We start from the raw sequence: 22,798 nt of genomic DNA, 5'->3' as shown, positions 1-22,798 counted from the left end.
ATGAATAGGTCATAGCATAGCACAGTGGCTGTGGTAAGCCGCATGAAGAGGCTGATAAGTCCGTAAGGCGCCGTATTCAGCGAGTATATTGATGAGGAGGTGTCACTATGTACGCTATTATTAAAACCGGGGGTAAACAGTATCGTGTTGCTGAAGGCGATAAAATTTTTATCGAAAAATTGGCTGTTCCCGCCGAATCAGAAGTTATTTTTGATGAAGTTTTGGCAGTTGTCAACGATGGAGATGTGAAGATTGGTTCTCCTGTCGTTCAAGGTGCGAAAGTAACAGCTAAAGTTTTAGAACACGGCAAAGAAAAGAAAATTTTGGTATTTAAATACAGAGCAAAATCTAATTATCGTCGTCGTCAAGGCCATCGTCAGCCGTTTACAAAAGTCGTTATTGAAAAGATTGAAGCATAATGATTTCAATTACGCTGCAGTATGATCAATTGCATGAAAACAATGGATTTTCTGTGTCGGGCCATGCAGACTATAGTGAGTCAGGCAGTGATATTGTGTGTGCTGCTATATCAGCTGTTACACAGACCGCGCTGCTGGGTTTGATGGAGTATCAGCAGGAGTCAGTTGATTATAAGATAGCTGATGGTTTTTTGAATGTTCATGTGGATTGCGTTACTGACGAGACACGAGTTATTTTAAAGACTTTGGTTTTAGGGTTAGAACAAATTGTACGGCAGTATGATTCGTACGTCGTACTGAACAGATAAGTCAGGAGGTGGACACAATGTTTAAATTTGATTTACAGCTCTTCGCTCATAAAAAGGGACAGGGCAGTACACATAACGGCCGTGATAGTGAATCTAAGCGTCTTGGTGTTAAATGTCATGACGGTTCTACTGTAAAAGCCGGCAACATTATCGTACGCCAGCGCGGGACTCATTTCCATCCGGGTACTAACGTAGGTATTGGTAAGGATGATACGTTATTTGCTACGGCAGCTGGCAAGGTTGCATTTGAACGTGCCGGTAAGGTTAATCGTAAGGTAAGTGTATATCCGGTTGAAGCTTAAGTAGAATATAAACCCCTGCAGTTTATTATTGCGGGGGTTTTGTTATACTACCTTTGTGTTTTTTTTCACAAATTTTATCTCATACTATTGGCAAGCTCTATTTTGTGTGCTATACTACGCATAGTGCAAAAATGATTACAGTTAAATACATGATTCAGTCGGTATCATGGGAACCGGACTAAATTATAACTGTGATGGCATGCATTAATAATTAGCGACTTGTATCTCGTTGAGAACAAGAACGGAGGAATCGAATATGCAAAAAGAACTAGGTATGAAATCTACGGCGGCGCCTGTAAGACGTCCTTTATTTACGACAAGAGAATTAACTATTGTGGGAATGCTTTCCGGTATTACGATGTTGCTGGGGCTTACCGGATATGGTTTTGTTCCGCTGCCAATGATGAAAGCAACAATTTTACATGTACCCGTGATTATAGGAGCGTTAGTCGCAGGTCCAAGGGTAGGCGCCATGGTAGGGTTTATGTTTGGTTGTTTTAGTATTTTTCAAGCCATTACCTCTCCTGTAATTTTGTCTTTCGCTTTTTTAAATCCTGTTATTTCTATTTTGCCTCGGGTTTTAATTGGCATTGGCGCCTATTATATATATCATTTTTTGAGTAGAATCATTACTAAGCAATCTGTAAGTATGGCACTTGCAGCATTGGCAGGATCAATGATTAATACCATCGGGGTTATGGGTGGTATCTATGTAATTTACGCAAAAGATTTTGCAGCGGCTCGTGATATTCCTTTGGATAATGTAGTTAACATTATTCTTGGTATTTGTACGTTTAACGGTATTCCAGAAGCCGTTGTATCAGCTGTCATTACGGTTCCCGTGGTACTGGTTTTGAATAAAGTGGTCCATAATAAATAAATTATGGTAAAACGGTGTTGTCGAGTATATTCGATGACACCGTTTTGTTTTTTGTCTATTGACAAGACTTATATAATTTTATAAACAATATTGAACATATTTAATATATTTCTTACTTTGTAAATTTATGGCGAGAGCGCATTTGATATTATATTTATTGGTATAAATGATATGCTGAACAAAAAGATAATCGGATTATAACAAAATGTTTTTATATAAATTCTCCTGTAACATGATATAATAAAACATATAAGTGATACGGTGTTTAAATATCATATACTGAGGTGAAGTCAATATGATTCTCTATTTTTCCGGAACAGGTAATTCTTTAAGCGTCGCAAAAAAATTAGCTATTTTAACCGGCGATACAGCAATACATATCTCGGATTTGATGGGGGATGGAACAAAAATTTACGATGGAAGAATTGGGATTATTTTCCCGATCTTTTTCTTCGACATACCAGATCCGATGCGTGTTTTTGTAGAATACACACGTTTTAATCCATCTGCGTATATTTATGGGATTGCAACATGTGGCGGATCAGAAGGAAATGCTATTTATAATTTAAAAAATATTCTTTTGCATAAAAATTGCCGTTTATCTTATGGTAATGTGTTAAAAATGCCTTGTAGTAGTACGATCGCATCACGAAAAAATATTAAATATAAACTTGCGTATTTAGAGGAGGAGGAAAAACGGATTCAAGATATATCTCAAGATATTCTGCAAAAGCGAAAAAATTCAGACAGTATTACCTATAAGATTAAAGGTTCAATTTTTAATATTGGGTTTATTAATAAAAGGGCAAAAAAATATTTTGCAGTTTCTGCTGATACAAATATTTGTGTAGAATGTGGTATTTGTGAACAAATTTGTCCCAATGACAATATTGTATTAGATGAAACAGGTATTCATATAGGCACAGACTGTTCTTATTGCATGGCATGTGTTCATTGGTGTCCACATGCCGCGATTAAGGTTCACGGTAAACATGTTCAGATAAAAGATCAATATCATCATCCAGACATTGGTTTGGCGGAAATGTATCGTCGTTAGATGTTCAATATAAAAATACCTCTTAGTTAAAAATAGCTAAGAGGTATTTTTATATTGAAAATAATTTTCATATTATAAGTGAAAATAAAATATTTGCAATATAAAAAACATACAATATAATATATCATAAATAAGATAAATTACAAATATAAAGATAGAGAACAATAATAGTAATATATATAAAAAGATATATATAAATTGATAATTAATCTTAATTTACATGTTGACTTTGTGACAAAAGTCAATTATAATTTTAATAATAATGATTATCATTATTATTAAAAAGGAGGCATTGTAATGGTAAAAAAGAATTTTGGAATTAAAGACGCAGGTATCGCTTTAAGTATGTACCTATGGGGTAAGGTTGGAAAAGGAAACCGCATAAAATGACAGAATGACTCGAAACAACGGTGAAAACGCAAGAAAATTGAAATTCCTATGGAGAAAATGATTTTTAAAATTAGAACAGCTCAGAAAACCCATAAGAGAAAGGAACCGTATTAAAGCAAATGGCTGTTTCTGAATAAGAGACGGCTTTTTATTCTGAAATAATCAACGGATATATTTTTGAATTTTATCGGTAACGACTATCAGACTGAAAGGGAGAATGAAATGAAAAAAATTATGATGAATACTGTTATAAGCTTAGGGATACTTTGTACGCCTGGTTTTGCATTAGGTAATGAAACAACTGCAACAGCTGTTGCTTTATCGCCTGATACAGAGGCAGCTGCGGAAGAAAAAATGACTCCAGGGGAATTAACTTGGTCCGGCGATGTTTCGATAAAATATGAACGTGATACGATGGAGGATTCTCCCCACATGGATGGATTAATGTATAGTCTCCGCTTAAATGCTGAAAAACAGTTATCTCCTGGATTTTCTCTATATGCCCGTCTGGGTGCTCAATACGCTACCCAGCCAAGTTTAGGTGATTTTAATACCGATGCCTATGATGTGAATAAAAAAGGTGTTATCGCAATAGATCTGTTTGGAGTAACGTATAAAAAAGGAAGTTTTTCTTATAAACTCGGGAGGCAGGATATGACGATTGGAACGACGGCCTTGTTATATAGTCGTTCAAATACAAATATAGGAATCCGTAATTTTGTTGATGGGCTAACAGTGGAAGGGAAGATAGGAAATATTGCTTTAACCGGCGTTGCAGTGCAGGAGGATAATGATGGGTCTGCCGATAATCGCCTATATGCAATACATGGTACCTATGATGTAAATGAACGAATGCAGGTCGGCGCTACATTAGGACGTTATATCTATGCAGATGGTTCCGGTCAAAACACGACGAATGGGGCTGTAGATGCCGTGTATAAATTTAAAAAAAGCACTTTTACGGCAGAATTAGCTAAATCCAATGCGGATCAAGATAATAAAGCATATGCCGTAACTTGGAATTATGCTTTCAATGATAAGACAGCAGTATATGTTACGGCATTTCGGGTAGAACCATATGCCGATATGGGACAGCAAAGTGATTTCGATAATAACAACCGTGGATTTTATTATGGCATTACGCATCAATTGACTAAAAATGATAGTGTTGAAGTCGTATATAAAGATCAGAAAACACTGCGGGATGCTGAGGATGCTCCCAGTGGTTCTCATAATACAAAAATTGAAGCTACGCTTACACATGCTTTTTAATCTGTTTGGACCAGCTATATCTTTTTTTTGATGTAGCTGGTTTTTTGTAGTATTTTTTGCAGACTGTTTGAAGTGTCATATATAGTTGTTTATAATAAACATTATCAATATATTTATGATATGAGTACTAAATATACAACTTATATGTTGTGAACTTTAGGTAATTATCTAAATATATATCAAGTAATTACCTGTTTTTATCAGTTGTATTTGATAATTCATATCATAATTGATATTGACAATTATTATCAAATAAGATAAAATAAAAAAGTAATATTTGATGTATTATTTTTAGGAGAGGTGAGGATATGAGTGTAGTCATTGTTGGTGGTAATGATTGTATGGTATGTAGATACAAAAATCTTTGCAAAAAATATGATTGTAAAGCGAAAGTATTTACCCAGGTTCCGAGTGACTTTAAATCGAAAATTGGATTTCCTGATTTGGTGGTTTTATTTACCAGCACAGTAAGCCATAGTATGGTACGTTGTGCTATAAAAGAAGCCCAACGAAAAAATGCCGTTATAGTACGTTCCCATACGAGCAGTTCGTCCGCTTTAAAATCTATATTAGATGGTCATGTGGAATGCTGAAATAATAATTTTACCGGTAATCGCGAAAGGAGCTGAATTATTGTGCTATTGGAGCAATTATTGGTGTACCATGGTGCGCCAACCTTGGCTGGATTAAAAATTGCAAATTTGATCAGTATTCCTGAAACGGAATATAAAATTGTAAAAAACAAGTTACTTATTGAATATAACCGTTTATGTAATAATAAAGGAATATATTTTCAAATACTTTGTTCTTGCAAAAACAGATATCTTTTATATATCTATAATAAGGAAAGAGTAGAAAGGTATATAACAAAGGCAGAAAATGAGCATTTTTTGTCTGACGCAGGATATGAACCGGGACTCAGATTAGAAACACAGTTGATTATTCTCTCTGCTAGAGTCAAACAAAAAAATACATTTCCTCATGAGTTGGGAATTTTTTTAGGATATCCTGTGGCAGATGTAAAAAAATTTATTCAGTTTGGCGGCGATCAGGCGAAAATTTGTGGAGAATGGAAAGTATATACCAATGTAAATACGGCAATTGAAACATTTCGGCAATATTCTTGCTGCCGTCAGGATTATTTGCATCGATATAATTTGGGATACTCTTTATGGAGTTTAATTGTTGCGTAACGCATATATGCTGATGATATAAATCATGGCTTATATATATTTTTTTAGGAGGTAATAAAAATGGTAGAAATCGTATATTGGAGTGGCACAGGAAATACAGAGGCTATGGCGTCAATCATAGAGAAAGCAGTGAAGGATGAGGGCAAAGAAGTGGAAAGAGTAAGCTTTGAAAATACGGATGCAGATTCTGTTGCAGCACATGATGTTATTATAATGGGATGCCCGGCGATGGGGGCGGAAGTTTTAGAAGAAACGGTAGTTCAGCCTTTCTTTGATGAGTTAAAAGGGAAATTATCCGGTAAAAAAGTAGGCCTTTTTGGATCTTATGGATGGGGAACTGGGGAATGGATGGAAAATTGGATTGCAGAAGTAAAAGATGCCGGGGCTATTTTTATAGATCCCGCAGTTACCGTAAACGGTACACCGGAAGATACAACTGATTGTACTGCATTGGGGAAAGCGGCGGCAGCATTAGCCTAAAAAGTATTGCGCATGATGACACTTTGCCATGTGCGGTGAAGTGTCATTTTTCTGCATACAATGTCTGCAAATAATATCAAGACACAATATAAATGATATTGTTTATCATTGACAAAGCAATGTACTGTTGTGTATAATTATGATAGTAAAAATCAATATCAATGGAGGCGAAGATAATGGAAAGTATGAAATTATCGGAGATGAAGAAGGGAGAAACCGGTGTAGTTGAAACATTGCATGGACATGGCAATATACAACATCGGTTAGTGGATATGGGGGTTGTAAAAGGAACTCATATTACAGTAATAAAAAAGGCTCCATTGGGTGATCCTGTAGAGGTTAAAGTCAAAGGATGTGCATTGTCGTTACGATTAAATGAGGCGGCTATGATTGGCGTTTCTTGCGAGAGGGGGAGACAGTAGTCATGAGTGAAGCAGGAATAATCAAGATTGCCTTGGCGGGTAATCCCAACTGCGGAAAGACGACCATTTTTAATAATATTACCGGAGCCAAACAACATGTTGGAAATTATCCCGGAGTTACAGTAGAAAAAAAAGAAGGAACTTGCGTTTTTGATAACAGGAAGATGTTATTTGTTGACTTACCGGGTACATATAGTTTGACGGCACGTTCGTTGGATGAAGTGGTAGCAAGAAACGTTATTATTAATGAAAAACCGGATTTAATCGTTAATGTGTGTGATGCCTCCAATCTTGAACGAAATTTATATTTAACAGCACAACTTATTGAACTGGGACGTCCTGTGGTATTGGTTTTAAATATGATGGATATAGCGGACCGCATGGGAATTAAAATTGATATTCAGAAATTGCGCGAGCGCCTAGGGGTCGCAGTGGTTCCTGTTATAGGAAGTAAAAATTTAGGCACTAAAGAAGTATTGCATGCGATTATTAAGGCTGCCAGTGTGAATACATTTCATAATCCAGAAGTTGACTACAGCAATGAATTAGAACCGTCTATTCATGTATTAACGGATGCTATCACAAAACAAGGTATTATTCGTTATCCTATCCGATGGCTGGCTATAAAGTTGTTAGAAAATGATAGTGAAGTAATAGATAGTGTAACCGCTCTGCAAAATACAGAACATATTTTAGCGTTAGCGGCTACTTTACGTGATAGTTTAAAAGAAAAAATGGATTTAGAATTTGTCTTTGCCCAGTATAGACATCAGTTTGCTGTTGCTGTTTATAATGATGCTGTTTTAAATACAGGTACTAGTGATTCCTTATCTGATAAAATTGATTATATCCTTACGAATCGAGTGTTAGGACTTCCCATTTTCATGTTCATTATGTGGCTTATGTTTAATATCGTCATGGAAGTGGGAGCTATTCCTCAAGATTGGCTGAGCAGTGGGTTTGATGCCTTAGGAAAATGGATTGGCCCCATGATTGCCAGCGAACAACTGAGGTCATTAGTTGTGGATGGGGTTATTGGCGGTGTTGGCGCTGTTTTAAGCTTTGTACCGTTAATTATATTATTGTATTTGTTTATCAGTTTGTTGGAAGATACGGGTTATATGGCTAGGGCTGCATTTTTGATTGATCGCATTATGCGTGCTTGCGGATTGCACGGAAAATCGTTCATTCCTATGATATTAGGCTTTGGGTGCAACGTACCGGGTATTATGGCTGCCCGTACACTAGATAATCCAAAAGACAGAATGGTCACCATTTTAGCACTTCCCTTTATGAGCTGCGGTGCCCGGCTTCCGGTATATACACTTCTTATTGCCGCCTTCTTTACAGCTGGACAATCGGGAACCGTGCTGTTTGCTATGTATATACTGGGAATTATAGTTGCCGTTGTACTGGCTACAGTGTTACGTTCCACTGTATTTAAAGGAGAACAGGAACCTTTTGTTATGGAAATGCCGCCATATCATATTCCCACGGTAAAGGGCGTCTTGATTCATATGTGGGAACGTACCGTATTATATCTGAAAAAGGCGGGGACTATCATTTTAGGAGCATCCATTTTAGTGTGGTGCTTGACTGCATATCCTATGGATGTGGAATATTCGCGTGATTATGATGCCGCTAAAGAAAAAATAGCCGCGTCTGTTGATATACAGCAAGTCCCTATTTTAAAGGATATGGGGTTGGACTCCATGGAACAGGATCCTACGTTAGCAACGATGTATGAAGCAATGACTACTGCGGCTGACAAAGCAAAAGATGATAAGGAAAAGATTGAACAAGGTGCTTATCCGGAAGCCTTCGCCGCATTGCAAAAATCGGATCCTGCTGTTTATAACAGAGCTATTCCATTATATGATATACAGCAAAAAGCGGATGCTGATACTGATGATTTAGAAACAGCCCAAAAGTCTGAAAAATTACAGCAAAGTTATGCGGCATCTATTGGACACTTTGTTGAACCTGTTCTTCGTCCTCTGGGATTTGACTGGAAAATAGGAGTAGGCCTTGTGGCCTGCACGGCTGCCAAAGAAGTAATGATAAGTACACTGGGAACTATCTATAGTGTAGGTGCCGACGCCGATGATGATGATAATTTGATTACGTTTTTATCTGAGGATCCTGATTTTAATCCGGCAGTAGCGTTATCTCTAATGGTATTTTCGTTGTTATATATGCCTTGTTTGGCAACACTGGCGGTTATGAAAAGAGAAACAAACTCTTGGAAATGGCCGGCCATGTCTGCAGGATTAGGTATAATACTGGCGTGGGTGTTTGCCTTTGCTGTTTATCATATTGCTTTATTGGCAGGATTGGGAGCATAATAAATATATACTAACGTTAAGGAGGTGCAGATTTTATGGATATTTCAACTTTGATTGTTGGAAGCATCGTAATTTTAGCTGCAGCATATATGATTCGACATTTTCGTGATATTGTCAGTGGTAAAAGCGGTTGTTCCTGCGGCACTTCGTCATGCTCTGCGTGTCAGTCTAAACACGCCTCTGTGAATACGGATACAACCACATCATTGCCGCCTTGCTGCCGTGATAAAAATTAAATTTATCGCATAGAAGGAGTATAGTTTGCAATTATAGAATACCTTTTCTATATCTAGTAGACCTGGTTTGGGTTTATAATTGATGTAGGAAAGGTATTTTTTATTTGTAAATAAAAAGGAGGATTCGGTAATGGATTCAAGAGATAGGTTATGTGAAATCGGCAAAAAAATGTGTTGGTATAAATTGGTGGTGGCTTGTGATGGAAATATAAGCTATCGCAAGGAAGATGGGCATATTATTATTACACCTTCTGGAGTTTCCAAAGGCAGTTTGACTAGCGATATGTTATTAGAACTTGATGTACAAGGAAATATCATAACCGGCAAAGGAAAACCTTCATCGGAAACTAATTTGCATTTGGCAATATATCGTAAGCGGCCAGACGTCAAGGCCGTTGTACATGCACATCCTATTGTTTCGACAGCGCTGACAGTAGCAGGGGTAGCATTTCCGGATAATATTATAACGGAAGGACGAGATTATCTGGGGCATGTTGCAACGGTTCCTTATGCCGATCCTGCTTCTATGGAACTTGCAGAATCTTGTGCAGCTGTTTTGGCTGATGTTAATGTAATTCTTATGGCAAATCATGGGGCGGTTTCTGTTGGTAATGATTTATACCAAGCGTTATATCGGATGGAAACGCTGGAAGCTGTAGCCAGTGTATATCGAGACGCTTTAATCTTATCCCAAGGGATAAACCATACTGGAAAATTAAAATTTGTATAATGAAAATGAGAAAAAAATTGTAAAAAAAATTTTTTATTTTAAAAATAAATTAACAGCATGGTTGACGTATAAACCGTTACAAATAAGCGTCTTTTTGAAACCCTGAATAAGAAAAACTTATTTATTTTTTAAAAAAACCTATTGTACACTTATTGCAAAATGTCTATAATGAATTCAAGATATAAATTAAGGTAATAAATGGTATGAGCTCGACGAAAAGCAATGAAGAAACAGTATTGCTATAGATTGCCTGACAGAAGGCTTGATTATCATTTAATACTCTATTGTCAAAAGGTGATGTTTTTTTTAATGATAACTATATTGTATGATTTTATTTTAATTGGCGCCAGTTAAAAGTATCTGATCAATGTATTTATCGGTGTTTTAATTATTTGCTGATACGTATTGATTTCCATACTACTGATTTTACTATCAGTAGTATGGGGGGGATACTGTATCTATGCGCAAATATTCTGTATTTAAGGTGAATGGAGGTTTTTTTAAATGGCAAAAGGTGAAGTTTCTCAGGAATTAATTGAAAAGTTAAAATCTATTGTAGGTGAAAAGTATTGTATTACAGACAAAGAAAAATTGGAACCCTATGGCCACGATGAAGTAACGGATCCTCATTATATGAAACCAGCACAGTGTGTTGTTCTTCCGGCTAATACACAGGAAGTAGCAGCTTGTGTAAAGGCTTGTTATGAAGCCGATACAATTATGGTTCCCCGTGCAGCTGGTACAGGTCTTGCAGCTGGTGCGGTAGCGATTTTTGGCGGCGTAATTATTTCTATTGAACGAATGAACAAAATTATTGAAATTGATAAAGAAAATATGATTGTTACTACGGAACCGGGTGTAACAACAGCTGTTTTACAGAATACGGTTAAAGACGCCGGCCTTTTCTACGGCGGAGATCCCTGCAGTGGGGATTCTTGCTTTATCGGCGGCAACGTTGCAACGAATGCCGGCGGTAACCGTGCTGTAAAATATGGTGTAACCCGGGATCAGGTTCTTGGCATGGAAGTTGTTACTCCCGCAGGGGATATTGTTGAATTAGGCGGGAAAGTACGTAAAAATGCTACAGGCTACAGCTTAATGCATCTGTTTATTGGTTCTGAAGGAACTTTGGGAATCATTACCAAAATATATCTTAAATTAGTTGCTTTACCAAAATTCTCGATGGATCTTTTAGCAGTATTCGATAATTTAGATGATGCTATTGCCTTGACACCAAAGGTAATGAATGCCGGAATCACGCCTGTATGTGTTGAATTTATGGATAATGCTTCCATTAAACAGGTTGAAGTATTCTTAAATGAAAAATTGCAGCATTCTGACATAGGAAATTATATTATCGTTCAGATTGCCGGTGATAATGAAGATTTACTTGATGAACAATGCGAAAAAATTGATGAATTGGCCAGAGAAGGCAACGCATTGGATGTATTAGTTGCTAATCCGACGGTTATCTGGAAATCCCGTAAAGCCTATTTGGAAGCCGACCGTGCTCGCAGCTTGGTATTCTCCATGGAAGATATCGTTGTTCCTATGACAGAAATTCCGGGCGCAGTCAGCCAAATTTCCCGTTTGGGTGAAAAATATAATGTAGCAATGCATTGTGCGGGTCATTGTGGTGATGGCAATGTACATATCGATATCTTGAAAGATGATCGCACACAGGAAGAATGGGAAGATATGTTGCCGAAGATTCAGCAGGAAATATATAAACTTGTATATTCTCTTAAGGGCCGTGTATCTGGTGAACATGGAATTGGATACAAACGTGCTGCTTTGATGGCAAAATACACGAATCCTGTTGAAATTGAAATGATGAAAGCTGTTAAGAGAGGCTTGGATCCTAAGAATATTATGAATCCTGGCAAAGTTGTGGACGTAACCAAATAAGATCGGATTCAGAATAGTCTTTTAATATGCGAAAAACAAGGCATTTTATAAAAATGCCTTGTTTTGTTATAAATACGACAGATTTCGTCATAATTTTTTTGTATAATGATAGAATATATTATATACATTATATAAGGAGATAAGGAGGAATTTTTATGATATTACAATATGGCTCCAATCGTATTTGGTCGGAAAACGAAAAAAAAGAATTGATTGCGGAAGTTCTTTTCCCATTTGAAGGGGATGCAGTCGTAAATATTACGCATACTTTTGTAGATGACTCACTGCGTGGACAAGGGGCAGCAGGAAAACTGATGCAGGCTGCTGCAAATGTAATTCGGCAGAATCATTGGAAAGCGAAAATTACTTGCTCTTATGCTGTGGTTTGGTTCCAAAAACATCCTGAATATAACGATATTTTAGATTAACAGCAAAACATACGTGCTTATTTAACTTCATTTGCTGTTTTGGACCAATCTTTTGGTTCGACAACATACGTTGTTTGTTTTTCAAATGTAACAAAACCGGGAGCTGCATGTGCCGGTTTTTTGACATATCGGCACAAGGTGCAATCTACATCTACTTTAGAAGAGGCTCTTGCTTTGCTGTGATATGCTGCTAATTGGGCAGCAATTAAAATTTGATGTTCTGTCGGTTCTACTCGATGGCAGGCTAAAATAACATGTGATCCGGGTGTGTCTTTTGCATGAAACCATAAGTCGTAGGGATGCGCTTTTTTGAAAGTTAAGAAATCATTTTGACGATTATTATGACCAATCCAGATTTCGAGACCATCTGCTTTTATGGTTACTATATTTTGTGAAAATTCTTTACGTAATTTGTTTTTTGATGTTGACTTTATAAGACCCATTTTCAACATTTCTGCTTTTATGTCGAGTAGTTCATGTTTGTCTGTTGTGTTATCAAGTGCATAGTCCAAAGAATATAAATAATCCAGGTATTCTTTATTCTCCGCATGAAGTTTTTGCGATATTTGTACACGGTTACGCATTTTTGTGTATCGTTTATAGTAACGATTTGCATTATCCGTCATAGAATAGGCGGGATTTAAGGAAATGGTTATGGGTTCTTGGGTATCTGATAATAAATTTGTTATAGTAATAGATGATTCATGATCCCGCTTCATATAAGCGTATATCATAAGAAGGTCTCCATACAACTTGTATATATCCATTTTGTCGGTTTCTTTCATTTCTAAAGCGATGCGTTTTATTTTACGTTTTTGCTTTTCGATTAATTTTAAAACCTTTTTTCTAAGTTCTTCCTGCTCACTGTTTAAACTGCGATGAGTGTGTTCATATTCACTTAAATATTCTTCGATGGATTCATAATACCGGTGAGGATACTTTTCCAAGCTTTTTAAAAGCAATGGGAAAAGAATATCCCGATTGTCACGGACATATACATAGGCTCCTTTGACATCATTAAGTTCATACCCAAACGTTTCAATGGAGCGGCACCATGTAAAAATATCGGCGGGAGACATTTCTGCAACATTTTTTTCCAAGTGGCAGTCCGTGCGAAAAGAAAGTTCATCAAGAACGATGGTACTCATTCCGTTAAAACGTTTCAACATCCATTTGCCTAAAGGGATATGGGTATCGACAGTCATGATATCTGCTAATTCCTGTGCGGAAAAATCAAATGGGTTCATACGCATGAAATTTGGAGGGAAGTCGTACGGTTCTTTAGGATAAATAGTACGTACGGCTTGTTTTCCTTTTGTTGTCTTGATCAACGCTTCCAGAATGATTCCGTTTTCAGTAAAGATTACATTGCTGTATTTTCCCATAAGTTCTATATGTATTTTTCGTGTAACTACTTGCCCTCGTGTATCTAGAACATCCACAGAAATTTCGATCAAACGATCTAAGTGAAGTTGTTGAATCGCTGCAATACGTCCGTTTTCATAATACTTACGCAGAAACATGCATAATCCGGTAGGAATGTCCGGGGTTGTAGGCATGTGATTTGTTACGTATACACGCGGGGCATCATCCAATGTAATAACTAAATGATGACTTCCCGCATCATTAAAAATGCGAAAATATAGGCTGCGATGATCTAGCTGATATATTTTTGAAATCTGACCGCCTACTAAAATTTGCTGTAATTCTTTTGTTATACTATGTAAAGTAATTCCATCTATATTCATGTGGGTACTCCTTTTTTTATTATCTCTTCTATTGTAGTATATTTTCAATTAAAAACCTATAGTAAAAAGTATTTTCCTTTTAATAGTGGACATAGATGACTGATTTGGGCTATACTATCATACAGAATGGCGTATAAGGAGGTCATCGGCTTGCGAAGTATGACTGGATTTGGTTCAGGAACTTATAGTAACGAAAATTTACAAGTTACGATAGAAATTAAGGCAGTAAATCAACGCTTTTTAGAGTTATCGATACGCATGCCGCATGCATATCTGGTATTAGAAGACCGCATACGAAATGAATTGAAATCAGTTCTGCATCGTGGAAAAGTGGACGTATATGTTACTGTAGCAGAATTACTATGCAAAGAGCCGCAGATACGAATTGATTCTGCTAATTTAACAGACTGTAAATATGCACTGGATAAAGTAAATGAAGAGTTGTTTCATGAAAAGACAACATTATCTCAAATTATTTCGCTGACTAAGGACTGGTTTATTCAAGAACCGCCAAAAATTGATGCAGATGATTGTTGGCCGGTTTTTTTCGTTGCGTTGCAAGCTTCTTTGAATCGTGTTGTACAGATGCGTGAAGCGGAGGGGCTGAATATCAAAAAAGATTTATTGCTGCGTGCTGATAAAATAGAGAATATAGTTCATTCTATTGCAGAACGAAAGGATGATATTGCGGCACATTATGAAAGCAGATTACGCAAACGAATAATAAGTATGTTTAATGAGATAAAAGCTGTTCCTGATGAAGAACGTCTTTTGCAGGAAGTTGCCATGTATGCGGATAAGGTTGATTTTACGGAAGAAGTTGTGCGATTTCGCAGTCATGTGGTACAATTAAGGAGAATTTTAGAAGAAAATGGCGATATAGGACGGCAATTAGATTTTCTTATTCAAGAATTAAATAGAGAAACCAATACCATTGGTTCGAAGGCTGCTGATTTAGATGTCACAGAATATGTTTTGCAATTGAAAAATGAAATTGAAAAAATCAGAGAACAAATTCAAAATATTGAGTGATGGTGAGAATATGAATTTCAATCTTTTAAATATCGGTTTTGGAAATATGGTCGTGGCAAATAAGGTAGTTGCTATTATTAGTCCCGAATCGGCACCGATAAAACGAATGGTGCAGGAATCGAGAGAACATAATATGCTGATAGATGCCACCTTTGGCCGTAAAACTCGTTCCGTATTGATGATGGATAACGGGCAAATCATTTTATCCGCTATTCAGCCGGAAACAATTTCGCATCGTATTCTTACCGTTGGGAACGAAAACGAAGCAGTATACAATGATGATGAAGAAAGGAAGTAATGACATGAACGATCCCGGATTACTCATCGTTGTGTCGGGACCTTCGGGAGCTGGAAAGGGAACTATTTGCGATGCTTTGCGAAAGCGTTTTTCGAACATCTATTATTCTATTTCCATGACGACCAGAGAACCGCGTAATGGGGAAGTGGATGGAACAAATTATTTTTTTACGGACAATTTTCATTTTGAAGAATTGGTTCATACAGATTCTTTTTTAGAATATGCGCAGGTATATGAGCATTATTACGGAACGCCTAAAGAATACGTGTTTAATATGCTCCAGCAAGGAAAGAATGTTATGCTGGAAATAGATATTCAAGGTGCAATGCAGATAAAAAAGAAATATCCTAAGGCAGTGTTTATTTACGTTATTCCGCCTTCCTTGGATATTTTGGCTAACCGTTTGAAAAGCCGTCATACCGATTCGGCAAATGTTATTGCCGGACGATTGGCTAAAGTAAAAAATGAGTTAGAATGGTTATCAGAGTATGAATATGTAGTTATTAATGATGTATTAGAATTGGCTGTTGAACGCGCTGCTGCGATTATTGTGGCGGAACAGTGCAAAGTTTCCCGTAATCATCATTTAATAACTTCCATTCATGCACAATTTGAAGATTAGGAGTGATATGTTATGTTAATTAAACCGACCTTAGAATCTCTAATGACAAAAGTAGATAGCAAATATACATTGGTAACATTGGCGGCTAAACGCGCGCGTGAGTTAAATGACGGTGATGCACCACTTGTGGATACAAAATCCGAAAAGGTTGTATCTATTGCTATGGAAGAGATTGATGAAGGTAAAATTACATATAAAGCCCCGAAAAGCGGCATAAAATAAAAGTTGGTGATTCCGATGTTATTAAATAATAAGAAGGTTATTCTCGCTGTTTGTGGGGGTATTGCGGCATTTAAGGCCGCTGAAATTGCCAGTTTATTGTGTAAACGAGGCGCGGAAGTCAAATGTATCATGACTGAAAATGCGGCAAAATTTATTACCCCTCTGACATTACGTGAAATAACAGGTAATCCTGTTACTGTATCTATGTGGAACGAAGTAACTAATTGGCATGTTGAACATATCGCGTTGGCATCTTGGGCAGATGTGTTTCTTATCGCACCGGCTACGGCTAATTGCATTGGAAAAATTGCCGGTGGCATTGCTGACGATATGCTTACCACTACGGTAATGGCTACTAAGGCTCCTGTTGTCATTGCGCCGGCTATGAATACAAATATGTATTTAAATCCGATTGTTCAACACAATATGGAAAAGTTAAAAAAATATGGGTATTCCATTATTACACCTGATGCAGGATTATTAGCTTGTGGTGTTACAGGAATCGGTCGTCTTCCTCAACCTGTTTCCCTTGTTGATTATATTGAAATGAAAGCTTGCTGTACTGCACAGTTAAAAGGGAAAAAGGTAATTGTAACTGCCGGTGGAACGCGGGAGGCAATCGATCCGGTGCGATTTATTGGAAACCATTCCAGCGGCCGTATGGGCTTTGCCATTGCCAAAGCCGCTGTATTGGCCGGCGCTGATGTAACCTTAATAGCTGGAGTTACAAGTTTAGAAACACCACTAGGTGTAAAGCGCGTTGATGTTGTCAGTACAAGAGATATGAAACAAGCGGTAGATTCGCTATATGATGACACCGATATTGTTATAAAAGCAGCCGCTGTTGCTGATTATCGTGTTCAAACCCCAGCCAAAGATAAAATTAAAAAATCAGAAGATACATTAGTATTATCAATGGAAAAAAATCCTGATATATTGTATGAACTGGGACAACGTAAAAAAAATCAGATACTTGTCGGATTTGCTGCGGAAACAACAAATGTGATTCACTATGGAATGGAGAAATTGAAGAAAAAAAATCTGGACATGCTTGTTGCAAACGATGTAAGTGCTGCTGGTGCAGGATTTAAAGTAAACACAAATGTTGCAACATTGCTATTTCCTGATGGAATGAGCGAAAAGTTTGATATAATGGATAAATTTGATTTGGCTGCTATTATTATTGATCGTGTTACAAAAATAATCAATAAATCTTAAGAAAAGGTCTTGCAATATTATCGTATATCATTTAAAATAATAAATTGAAATGAATATTGCCATCAAGAGACGACGGAGGGATTGGCCCGATGATGCCGCAGCAACCTTTCAGCTAATGAAAACGGTGCTAAATCCAACAGTGCAAACTGGAAGATGGGTATGAAAATAACCCCTCTTTTACAGAGGGATTTTTTTTAGGAGGAAAATAATAATGACAAAAAATCGCGAATTTTTTACATCTGAATCTGTTACAGAAGGTCATCCTGATAAAATGGCTGACCAAATTTCAGATAGCATTCTTGATGCTATTTTGGAAAAAGATAAAAATGCCCGTGTTGCTTGTGAAACTTTGGTTACCACTGGAATGGTACATGTGGTTGGTGAAATTTCAACTACATGTTATGTTGACATTCCGCATATTGTCCGGGAAACGATTCGCGGCATTGGGTATACCCGAGCTAAATATGGTTTTGATTGTGATACTTGCGGTGTATTGGTTTCACTTGACGAACAGTCACCGGATATTGCCATGGGTGTTGATAAAGCCAGGGAAGTAAAAGACGGTGATAGTGATGCATTCGATGCAATTGGAGCCGGTGATCAAGGAATGATGTTTGGATACGCTACCAATGAGACAGATGACTATATGCCGCTGCCTATTTCTTTGGCACATCGGTTAGCCCGTCGGCTGTCCAAGGTCCGCAAAGATGGTACATTGTCGTATCTTCGCCCCGATGGCAAAACGCAAGTGACTGTCGAATATGATAATGGCCGGCCAGTACGCATTGATACGATTGTAATTTCTGCACAGCATAGTCCTGAAATTACACGGGAACAAATTGAAAAAGATTTACTGGAATATGTCATCAAACCGGAACTTGCAGATGGATTATTTGATGACAAAACAAAATTGTTCATTAATCCAACAGGACGGTTTGTTATCGGCGGACCTCAGGGAGATTCAGGACTTACCGGTCGTAAGATTATTGTTGATACCTACGGAGGTATGGCTCGGCATGGCGGCGGTGCGTTTTCGGGTAAGGATCCTACGAAGGTGGACCGTTCAGCTGCTTATGCAGCTCGTTATGTAGCCAAAAATGTTGTGGCAGCAGGATTAGCTGATAAATGTGAAATCCAGCTTGCGTATGCCATCGGAGTAGCTAACCCGGTATCCATTCATGTGGAAACTTTTGGTACAGGTAAAGTCGAAACTGATGTAATTGAAACTCTTATAAAAAAACATTTTGATCTTCGTCCAGCGGGTATTATTGAAATGCTTGATTTACAACGACCCATATACAAACAAACAGCTGCATATGGACATTTTGGTCGTAATGACTTGGATCTTCCATGGGAAAAAACAGATAAAGCAGAAATGCTTCGGAAAGAAGCCAATTTATAATAGTACAAAGTTTGTTTATTTTGCGTTATAATATAGGTGCGCATAAATTATCAAAGAGAGACATTTATGTCTCTCTTTTTTTTTGACAGGAGTATATCATTATGATTGCAGAAGTAATCATCAATATAACCGCTAAAAGACTGCAAAAAACATTTTCCTATATCATTCCTGAAGAACTTTTCGTTCATGTGGGGACCCGCGTGTTAGTTCCTTTTGGTCATCGCCAAGAAGAAGGTGTTATTGTAGCTCTTCACCAAGACTATCCTGTACAACATGAGTATGTATTAAAACCAATTATTTCGGTCTTGTCCGTACAAGCGGGATTTCAAGAAGAAATGATCGCTACTGCTTTGTGGATCAGTGACTATTATTTATGCAGTATATCCGATTCACTGCGTTTGTTTATGATTGAAAAGAAAGGAATCGTTGCCCATACGTATGTGTCTGTCGAAAATAAAGATATGCTTTTGCTGATGGGAGGAAAAAACATATGGGAACATCTCAAAAATAAGAAGAATGTAGATAAAAAAACATTATGCAACCAATTTAGTCAAACATTTATTGAAAAACTTATTGAAAAACATGTTTTGAAAGAAGAAAAACAGTTACAAAATAAAATTGCTGATAAAACAGAGAAATGGTTGTATTTTGCAGAGGATGACCATCAATGTATATTAAAAAATCGTAAGAAGCAAATGCAATTATTGGCGGAATTAAAGGAAAAAGAAGCTGCTCCCATTTCCTTTTGGATCCAAAAGGGTTATAGCCGAGACATTATACAGCATTTGGTTCAAACGAAACTAGCGGTTATTAATATTAAATTAAAGCAGACTGTAGATTTAACAGAAAAAGAGACAGCGGATAAACCGTGGCAGCTTACACCCGAACAGAAGCATGCGGTCACTGTAATTAAAAATGATACCCACGGGTATACTTATGTATTGCACGGTGTTACGGGCAGCGGAAAAACTGAAATATATATGAATTTAGCCGAAAATGTTATTGCTCAAGGCAAACAAATTATTGTTCTTGTGCCTGAAATAGCTTTGACAGGACAAATTGTGCGAAGATTTATACGTCGTTTCGGAAATGATATTGTTGTTATGCACAGCCAATTGTCTAAAGGAGAACGCCAGAATAACTGGCTTCGTATGCAAAAGGCGGAAAGTCATATTTGTATTGGTGCCAGATCCGCCATATTTACGGCTGTTTCCAATCTTGGCCTTGTTATTGTTGACGAAGCGCACGATAGTTCTTACAAACAGGATGAAACACCACGCTATCATGCTGTTGCTGTTGCTCGTAAACGAGCTTCTTATTACGGATGTCCTGTTATTTTGGGAAGCGCTACTCCGTCCTTGGATTCCTATTATAAAGCCCGCAATGGCGAATATGTTCTTTTAGAACTAAAGCAGCGAGTTAAAAATAAACCACTGCCTCACGTTACCGTCGTAGATATGCGGGAGGAGTTAGCACGAGGAAACAGAAGTGTTATTTCTGACGCGTTGTCTAAATTACTGGATCAAACGCTGGCATGCAAGCAACAGGCTATTATTTTATTGAACCGACGCGGATTCTCTACTTTTGTGATGTGCCGGAAATGCGGGTATGTCGTAAAATGTAAGACCTGTGATGTGGCAATGGTATATCATAAAAGCCAGCATACTCTGCGGTGTCATTATTGTGATACGGAAACTCCGGTTCCTGTTATTTGTCCTTCTTGCGGGAGCAAATATATTAAGTTTTTTGGCACAGGAACGGAGAAAGTAGAGGAACAGCTGCATGACATGTATCCGCAGGCTCGTATAGTTCGCCTTGATCAAGATACAACTATCAGGAAAAACAGCGGTGACAAGATTATCGAAGCGTTTCGACGACATGAGTATGATATCCTTTTAGGTACACAAATGGTTGCGAAAGGGCATGATTTCCCTGATGTGAGTGCAGTGGGAATTTTATCTGCCGATAGTTTGTTAAATCTCCCGGTATATTGGGCAGGGGAACGTACTTTTCAGCTTTTAACTCAGGCAGCTGGGCGGTCGGGCAGAGGAAATGTACCCGGGCATGTCGTTATGCAAACGTACGCTCCGGAACATTATGTAATACAATGCAGTAAATATCAAGATTACAAGTCTTTTTACGAAAAAGAAATTTCATATCGGCAAGAATTGTTATATCCGCCATTCCATCAAATCGTTAAGCTTATTATTACTTATGAAGATGAAGCGTTCATGTGGAAAATTGGAAACCGTATATATGATTTGCTGTCTGCCTGGAGGCTTCAATACGATCAGAACATTGAGATTATCGGTCCCTATGTCGATACGATAAAAAAAATACGTAATAAATTCCGTATTATCGTCCTAATCAAAGGGGCTGATTTAGTGAAAATAAAAAAATACATAAAAGAAGAGGCAGAATTTCATAAAACTGGTATAATAATAGATGTAGATCCAAGCATTTAATATGAGGTGAATTTTTAATGGCTATACTTACAATTGTAAAGGCGGGAGCTCCTATTTTAAAAGGAACAGCTCAGCCGGTTGAAACGATTACGAAACAAACTAAAAAATTATTGGACGACATGGCAGAAACAATGTATGCTGCCGAAGGCGTAGGCCTTGCTGCCCCCCAGGTAAATGTACCGCAGCAGCTGATCGTATTAGATGGAGGCAATGGATTGATTGAACTTATCAATCCAAAAATAATTGAAACATCTAAGGAAACGGAAATTGGCAGTGAAGGCTGTTTAAGTGTTCCCGGATATTATGGCGAAGTAGAACGATACAGTAAAATCAAAGTGAAATCCTTGAATCGTCGGGGAAAAATCGTATATTTTAATCCAGAAGGGTTTTTAGCACGTATATTCCAACATGAAATTGATCATTTAACGGGTATTTTGTTTATTGAAAAAGCAAATAATTTACGATTAGTGGAGGGATAAGTGAAACATATGCGGATTGTTTTCATGGGAACTCCAGACTTTGCAGTACCTTCCTTACAGGCGATTCATCATCAAGGATATGATATTGCTGCTGTCGTAACACAACCGGACAAAGAGAGAGGAAGAGGAAAACGAATTTCCTCTTCTCCAGTAAAAGAATGTGCGGAATTATTGAAAATTCCGGTATTGCAACCCCGTACGATGCGTGACGAAACAATACTTGCACAATTGCAGAAATTACGGCCGGATGTTATTATTGTTATTGCGTATGGTAAGATACTTCCTAAGGAAGTATTGGAAATCCCACCATTTGGCTGTCTTAATGTACATGGGTCCTTATTGCCTAAATATAGAGGGGCAGCTCCTATCCAACGAGCCATATACGAAGGGGCTCACACCAGCGGCATTACGATTATGATGCTCGATGAAGGCATGGATACGGGAAAAATGTTAAAAAAATGTGCAATTCCTTTGGATGTAAAAGAAACGACAGGAACATTGTTTAAAAAATTATCTAAGATTGGTTCACAGGCTTTGATTGAAGTTTTAAATGACTTGAAACATTATGAAGCTCATGCTGAAGCACAATGTCATACAGAGGCAACTTATGCTGATAAAATTACCAAGGAAATGGCAGAAATAAATTGGGCTGATGAGGCAGCACATATTGAATGCCTGATTCGTGCATTAGATCCGCAGCCCGGAGCGTATTGCATGTATCAGGGAAAACGCTTGAAGATATGGAAGGCTGATGTGGTATCTGGAAGAGACGCTTTACCGGGAACCATTCTTGAAGTAACAAAGCAATATTTTACTGTACAAACCGGAAGTAACGCAATACAGATATATGAAATACAGCCAGAAAGCCGCAAACGGGTAACGTCGGCCCAATTTTTACAAGGGTGTGCCTTGATTCCAGGACAAGTATTGCAGAGGTAAAAT

General features: G+C 37.5%; 25 protein-coding genes and 1 riboswitch. Of the genes, 24 read left to right on the top strand and 1 reads right to left on the bottom strand.

Going from position 1 to position 22,798, the window contains the following annotated elements:
- The first annotated feature begins 107 nt into the window (after window positions 1-107).
- The 15 genes from rplU to NXG62_RS03440 all read left to right on the top strand — a co-directional run bounded on the left by rplU (window position 108) and on the right by NXG62_RS03440 (window position 12,370).
- On the top strand, window positions 108-419 hold the full coding sequence (rplU, locus tag NXG62_RS03510) for a 50S ribosomal protein L21 (protein ID WP_427113599.1): 312 nt from the start codon (window positions 108-110) through the stop codon (window positions 417-419).
- Window positions 419-727: a ribosomal-processing cysteine protease Prp gene (locus tag NXG62_RS03505; RefSeq protein WP_427113598.1), complete on the top strand. Its 309-nt coding sequence runs from the start codon at window positions 419-421 to the stop codon at window positions 725-727. The genes rplU and NXG62_RS03505 overlap by 1 nt, the downstream gene beginning before the upstream one ends.
- 17 nt (window positions 728-744) lie before the next feature.
- Complete coding sequence (rpmA, locus tag NXG62_RS03500) at window positions 745-1,029, top strand: 50S ribosomal protein L27 (protein WP_091649889.1); 285 nt, start codon at window positions 745-747, stop codon at window positions 1,027-1,029.
- Window positions 1,030-1,285: 256 nt separating this feature from the next.
- The gene (locus tag NXG62_RS03495) at window positions 1,286-1,909 is read left to right on the top strand and encodes an ECF transporter S component (RefSeq protein ID WP_427113597.1); all 624 of its coding nucleotides are present in this window, start codon (window positions 1,286-1,288) and stop codon (window positions 1,907-1,909) included.
- 295 nt (window positions 1,910-2,204) lie between these two features.
- Window positions 2,205-2,966, top strand: a complete 762-nt coding sequence (locus NXG62_RS03490; RefSeq protein WP_427113596.1) for an EFR1 family ferrodoxin — start codon at window positions 2,205-2,207, stop codon at window positions 2,964-2,966.
- 612 nt (window positions 2,967-3,578) lie between these two features.
- Window positions 3,579-4,628 (top strand): hypothetical protein, encoded by a 1,050-nt coding sequence (locus NXG62_RS03485; protein ID WP_427113595.1) that lies wholly within the window; start codon window positions 3,579-3,581, stop codon window positions 4,626-4,628.
- A 308-nt stretch (window positions 4,629-4,936) separates the two neighbouring features.
- Window positions 4,937-5,221 (top strand): DUF2325 domain-containing protein, encoded by a 285-nt coding sequence (locus NXG62_RS03480; RefSeq protein ID WP_427113594.1) that lies wholly within the window; start codon window positions 4,937-4,939, stop codon window positions 5,219-5,221.
- Window positions 5,222-5,263: 42 nt separating this feature from the next.
- Complete coding sequence (locus tag NXG62_RS03475; RefSeq protein WP_427113593.1) at window positions 5,264-5,821, top strand: DUF3793 family protein; 558 nt, start codon at window positions 5,264-5,266, stop codon at window positions 5,819-5,821.
- 60 nt (window positions 5,822-5,881) lie between these two features.
- The gene (locus tag NXG62_RS03470) at window positions 5,882-6,301 is read left to right on the top strand and encodes a flavodoxin (RefSeq protein WP_427113592.1); all 420 of its coding nucleotides are present in this window, start codon (window positions 5,882-5,884) and stop codon (window positions 6,299-6,301) included.
- A 176-nt stretch (window positions 6,302-6,477) separates the two neighbouring features.
- Window positions 6,478-6,723, top strand: a complete 246-nt coding sequence (locus NXG62_RS03465; RefSeq protein ID WP_427113591.1) for a FeoA family protein — start codon at window positions 6,478-6,480, stop codon at window positions 6,721-6,723.
- A gap of 2 nt (window positions 6,724-6,725) precedes the next feature.
- Window positions 6,726-9,068 (top strand): ferrous iron transport protein B, encoded by a 2,343-nt coding sequence (gene feoB / locus NXG62_RS03460; protein ID WP_427113590.1) that lies wholly within the window; start codon window positions 6,726-6,728, stop codon window positions 9,066-9,068.
- Between the two features lie 35 nt (window positions 9,069-9,103).
- Window positions 9,104-9,304 carry a FeoB-associated Cys-rich membrane protein gene (locus NXG62_RS03455; protein WP_427113589.1) on the top strand — a complete coding sequence of 67 codons (201 nt, stop codon included), beginning with the start codon at window positions 9,104-9,106 and terminating at the stop codon, window positions 9,302-9,304.
- Window positions 9,305-9,434: 130 nt separating this feature from the next.
- The gene (locus NXG62_RS03450) at window positions 9,435-10,034 is read left to right on the top strand and encodes a class II aldolase/adducin family protein (RefSeq protein ID WP_427113588.1); all 600 of its coding nucleotides are present in this window, start codon (window positions 9,435-9,437) and stop codon (window positions 10,032-10,034) included.
- Window positions 10,035-10,538: 504 nt separating this feature from the next.
- Window positions 10,539-11,942: an FAD-binding oxidoreductase gene (locus tag NXG62_RS03445; RefSeq protein WP_427113586.1), complete on the top strand. Its 1,404-nt coding sequence runs from the start codon at window positions 10,539-10,541 to the stop codon at window positions 11,940-11,942.
- Window positions 11,943-12,097: 155 nt separating this feature from the next.
- The gene (locus tag NXG62_RS03440; RefSeq protein ID WP_427113585.1) at window positions 12,098-12,370 is read left to right on the top strand and encodes a GNAT family N-acetyltransferase; all 273 of its coding nucleotides are present in this window, start codon (window positions 12,098-12,100) and stop codon (window positions 12,368-12,370) included.
- A 17-nt stretch (window positions 12,371-12,387) separates the two neighbouring features.
- Here the strand turns inward: NXG62_RS03440 and NXG62_RS03435 are convergent, their stop codons facing one another.
- A complete protein-coding gene (locus NXG62_RS03435; protein WP_427113584.1) occupies window positions 12,388-14,118 on the bottom strand; it encodes an Rqc2 family fibronectin-binding protein in 1,731 nt (576 codons plus the stop codon).
- Window positions 14,119-14,277: 159 nt separating this feature from the next.
- Between NXG62_RS03435 and NXG62_RS03430 the strand changes: the two genes are divergently transcribed.
- The 9 genes from NXG62_RS03430 to fmt all read left to right on the top strand — a co-directional run bounded on the left by NXG62_RS03430 (window position 14,278) and on the right by fmt (window position 22,795).
- A complete protein-coding gene (locus tag NXG62_RS03430) occupies window positions 14,278-15,150 on the top strand; it encodes a YicC/YloC family endoribonuclease (protein WP_427114230.1) in 873 nt (290 codons plus the stop codon).
- Between the two features lie 10 nt (window positions 15,151-15,160).
- A complete protein-coding gene (gene remA, locus NXG62_RS03425; protein WP_427113583.1) occupies window positions 15,161-15,448 on the top strand; it encodes an extracellular matrix/biofilm regulator RemA in 288 nt (95 codons plus the stop codon).
- A gap of 4 nt (window positions 15,449-15,452) precedes the next feature.
- The gene (gene gmk, locus NXG62_RS03420; RefSeq protein WP_427114229.1) at window positions 15,453-16,070 is read left to right on the top strand and encodes a guanylate kinase; all 618 of its coding nucleotides are present in this window, start codon (window positions 15,453-15,455) and stop codon (window positions 16,068-16,070) included.
- Window positions 16,071-16,082: 12 nt separating this feature from the next.
- Window positions 16,083-16,292 carry a DNA-directed RNA polymerase subunit omega gene (gene rpoZ, locus NXG62_RS03415; RefSeq protein ID WP_322351603.1) on the top strand — a complete coding sequence of 70 codons (210 nt, stop codon included), beginning with the start codon at window positions 16,083-16,085 and terminating at the stop codon, window positions 16,290-16,292.
- Between the two features lie 15 nt (window positions 16,293-16,307).
- Window positions 16,308-17,510 (top strand): bifunctional phosphopantothenoylcysteine decarboxylase/phosphopantothenate--cysteine ligase CoaBC, encoded by a 1,203-nt coding sequence (gene coaBC, locus NXG62_RS03410; RefSeq protein ID WP_427113582.1) that lies wholly within the window; start codon window positions 16,308-16,310, stop codon window positions 17,508-17,510.
- A gap of 56 nt (window positions 17,511-17,566) precedes the next feature.
- Window positions 17,567-17,670, top strand: a riboswitch (SAM riboswitch).
- A 51-nt stretch (window positions 17,671-17,721) separates the two neighbouring features.
- A complete protein-coding gene (gene metK / locus NXG62_RS03405) occupies window positions 17,722-18,912 on the top strand; it encodes a methionine adenosyltransferase (RefSeq protein WP_427113581.1) in 1,191 nt (396 codons plus the stop codon).
- Window positions 18,913-19,013: 101 nt separating this feature from the next.
- Window positions 19,014-21,377 carry a primosomal protein N' gene (gene priA / locus NXG62_RS03400; protein ID WP_427113580.1) on the top strand — a complete coding sequence of 788 codons (2,364 nt, stop codon included), beginning with the start codon at window positions 19,014-19,016 and terminating at the stop codon, window positions 21,375-21,377.
- Window positions 21,378-21,394: 17 nt separating this feature from the next.
- Window positions 21,395-21,856: a peptide deformylase gene (def, locus tag NXG62_RS03395; protein ID WP_427113579.1), complete on the top strand. Its 462-nt coding sequence runs from the start codon at window positions 21,395-21,397 to the stop codon at window positions 21,854-21,856.
- 9 nt (window positions 21,857-21,865) lie between these two features.
- Window positions 21,866-22,795: a methionyl-tRNA formyltransferase gene (gene fmt / locus NXG62_RS03390; protein ID WP_427114228.1), complete on the top strand. Its 930-nt coding sequence runs from the start codon at window positions 21,866-21,868 to the stop codon at window positions 22,793-22,795.
- The last annotated feature ends 3 nt before the right edge of the window (window positions 22,796-22,798 follow it).

It is taken from the genome of Megasphaera sueciensis (assembly GCF_050219315.1).
GTDB lineage: Bacteria > Bacillota > Negativicutes > Veillonellales > Megasphaeraceae > Megasphaera_A > Megasphaera_A sueciensis.
Note: the sequence above shows the minus strand (reverse complement) of the source record. Positions and strands in the feature narration are given on the sequence as shown.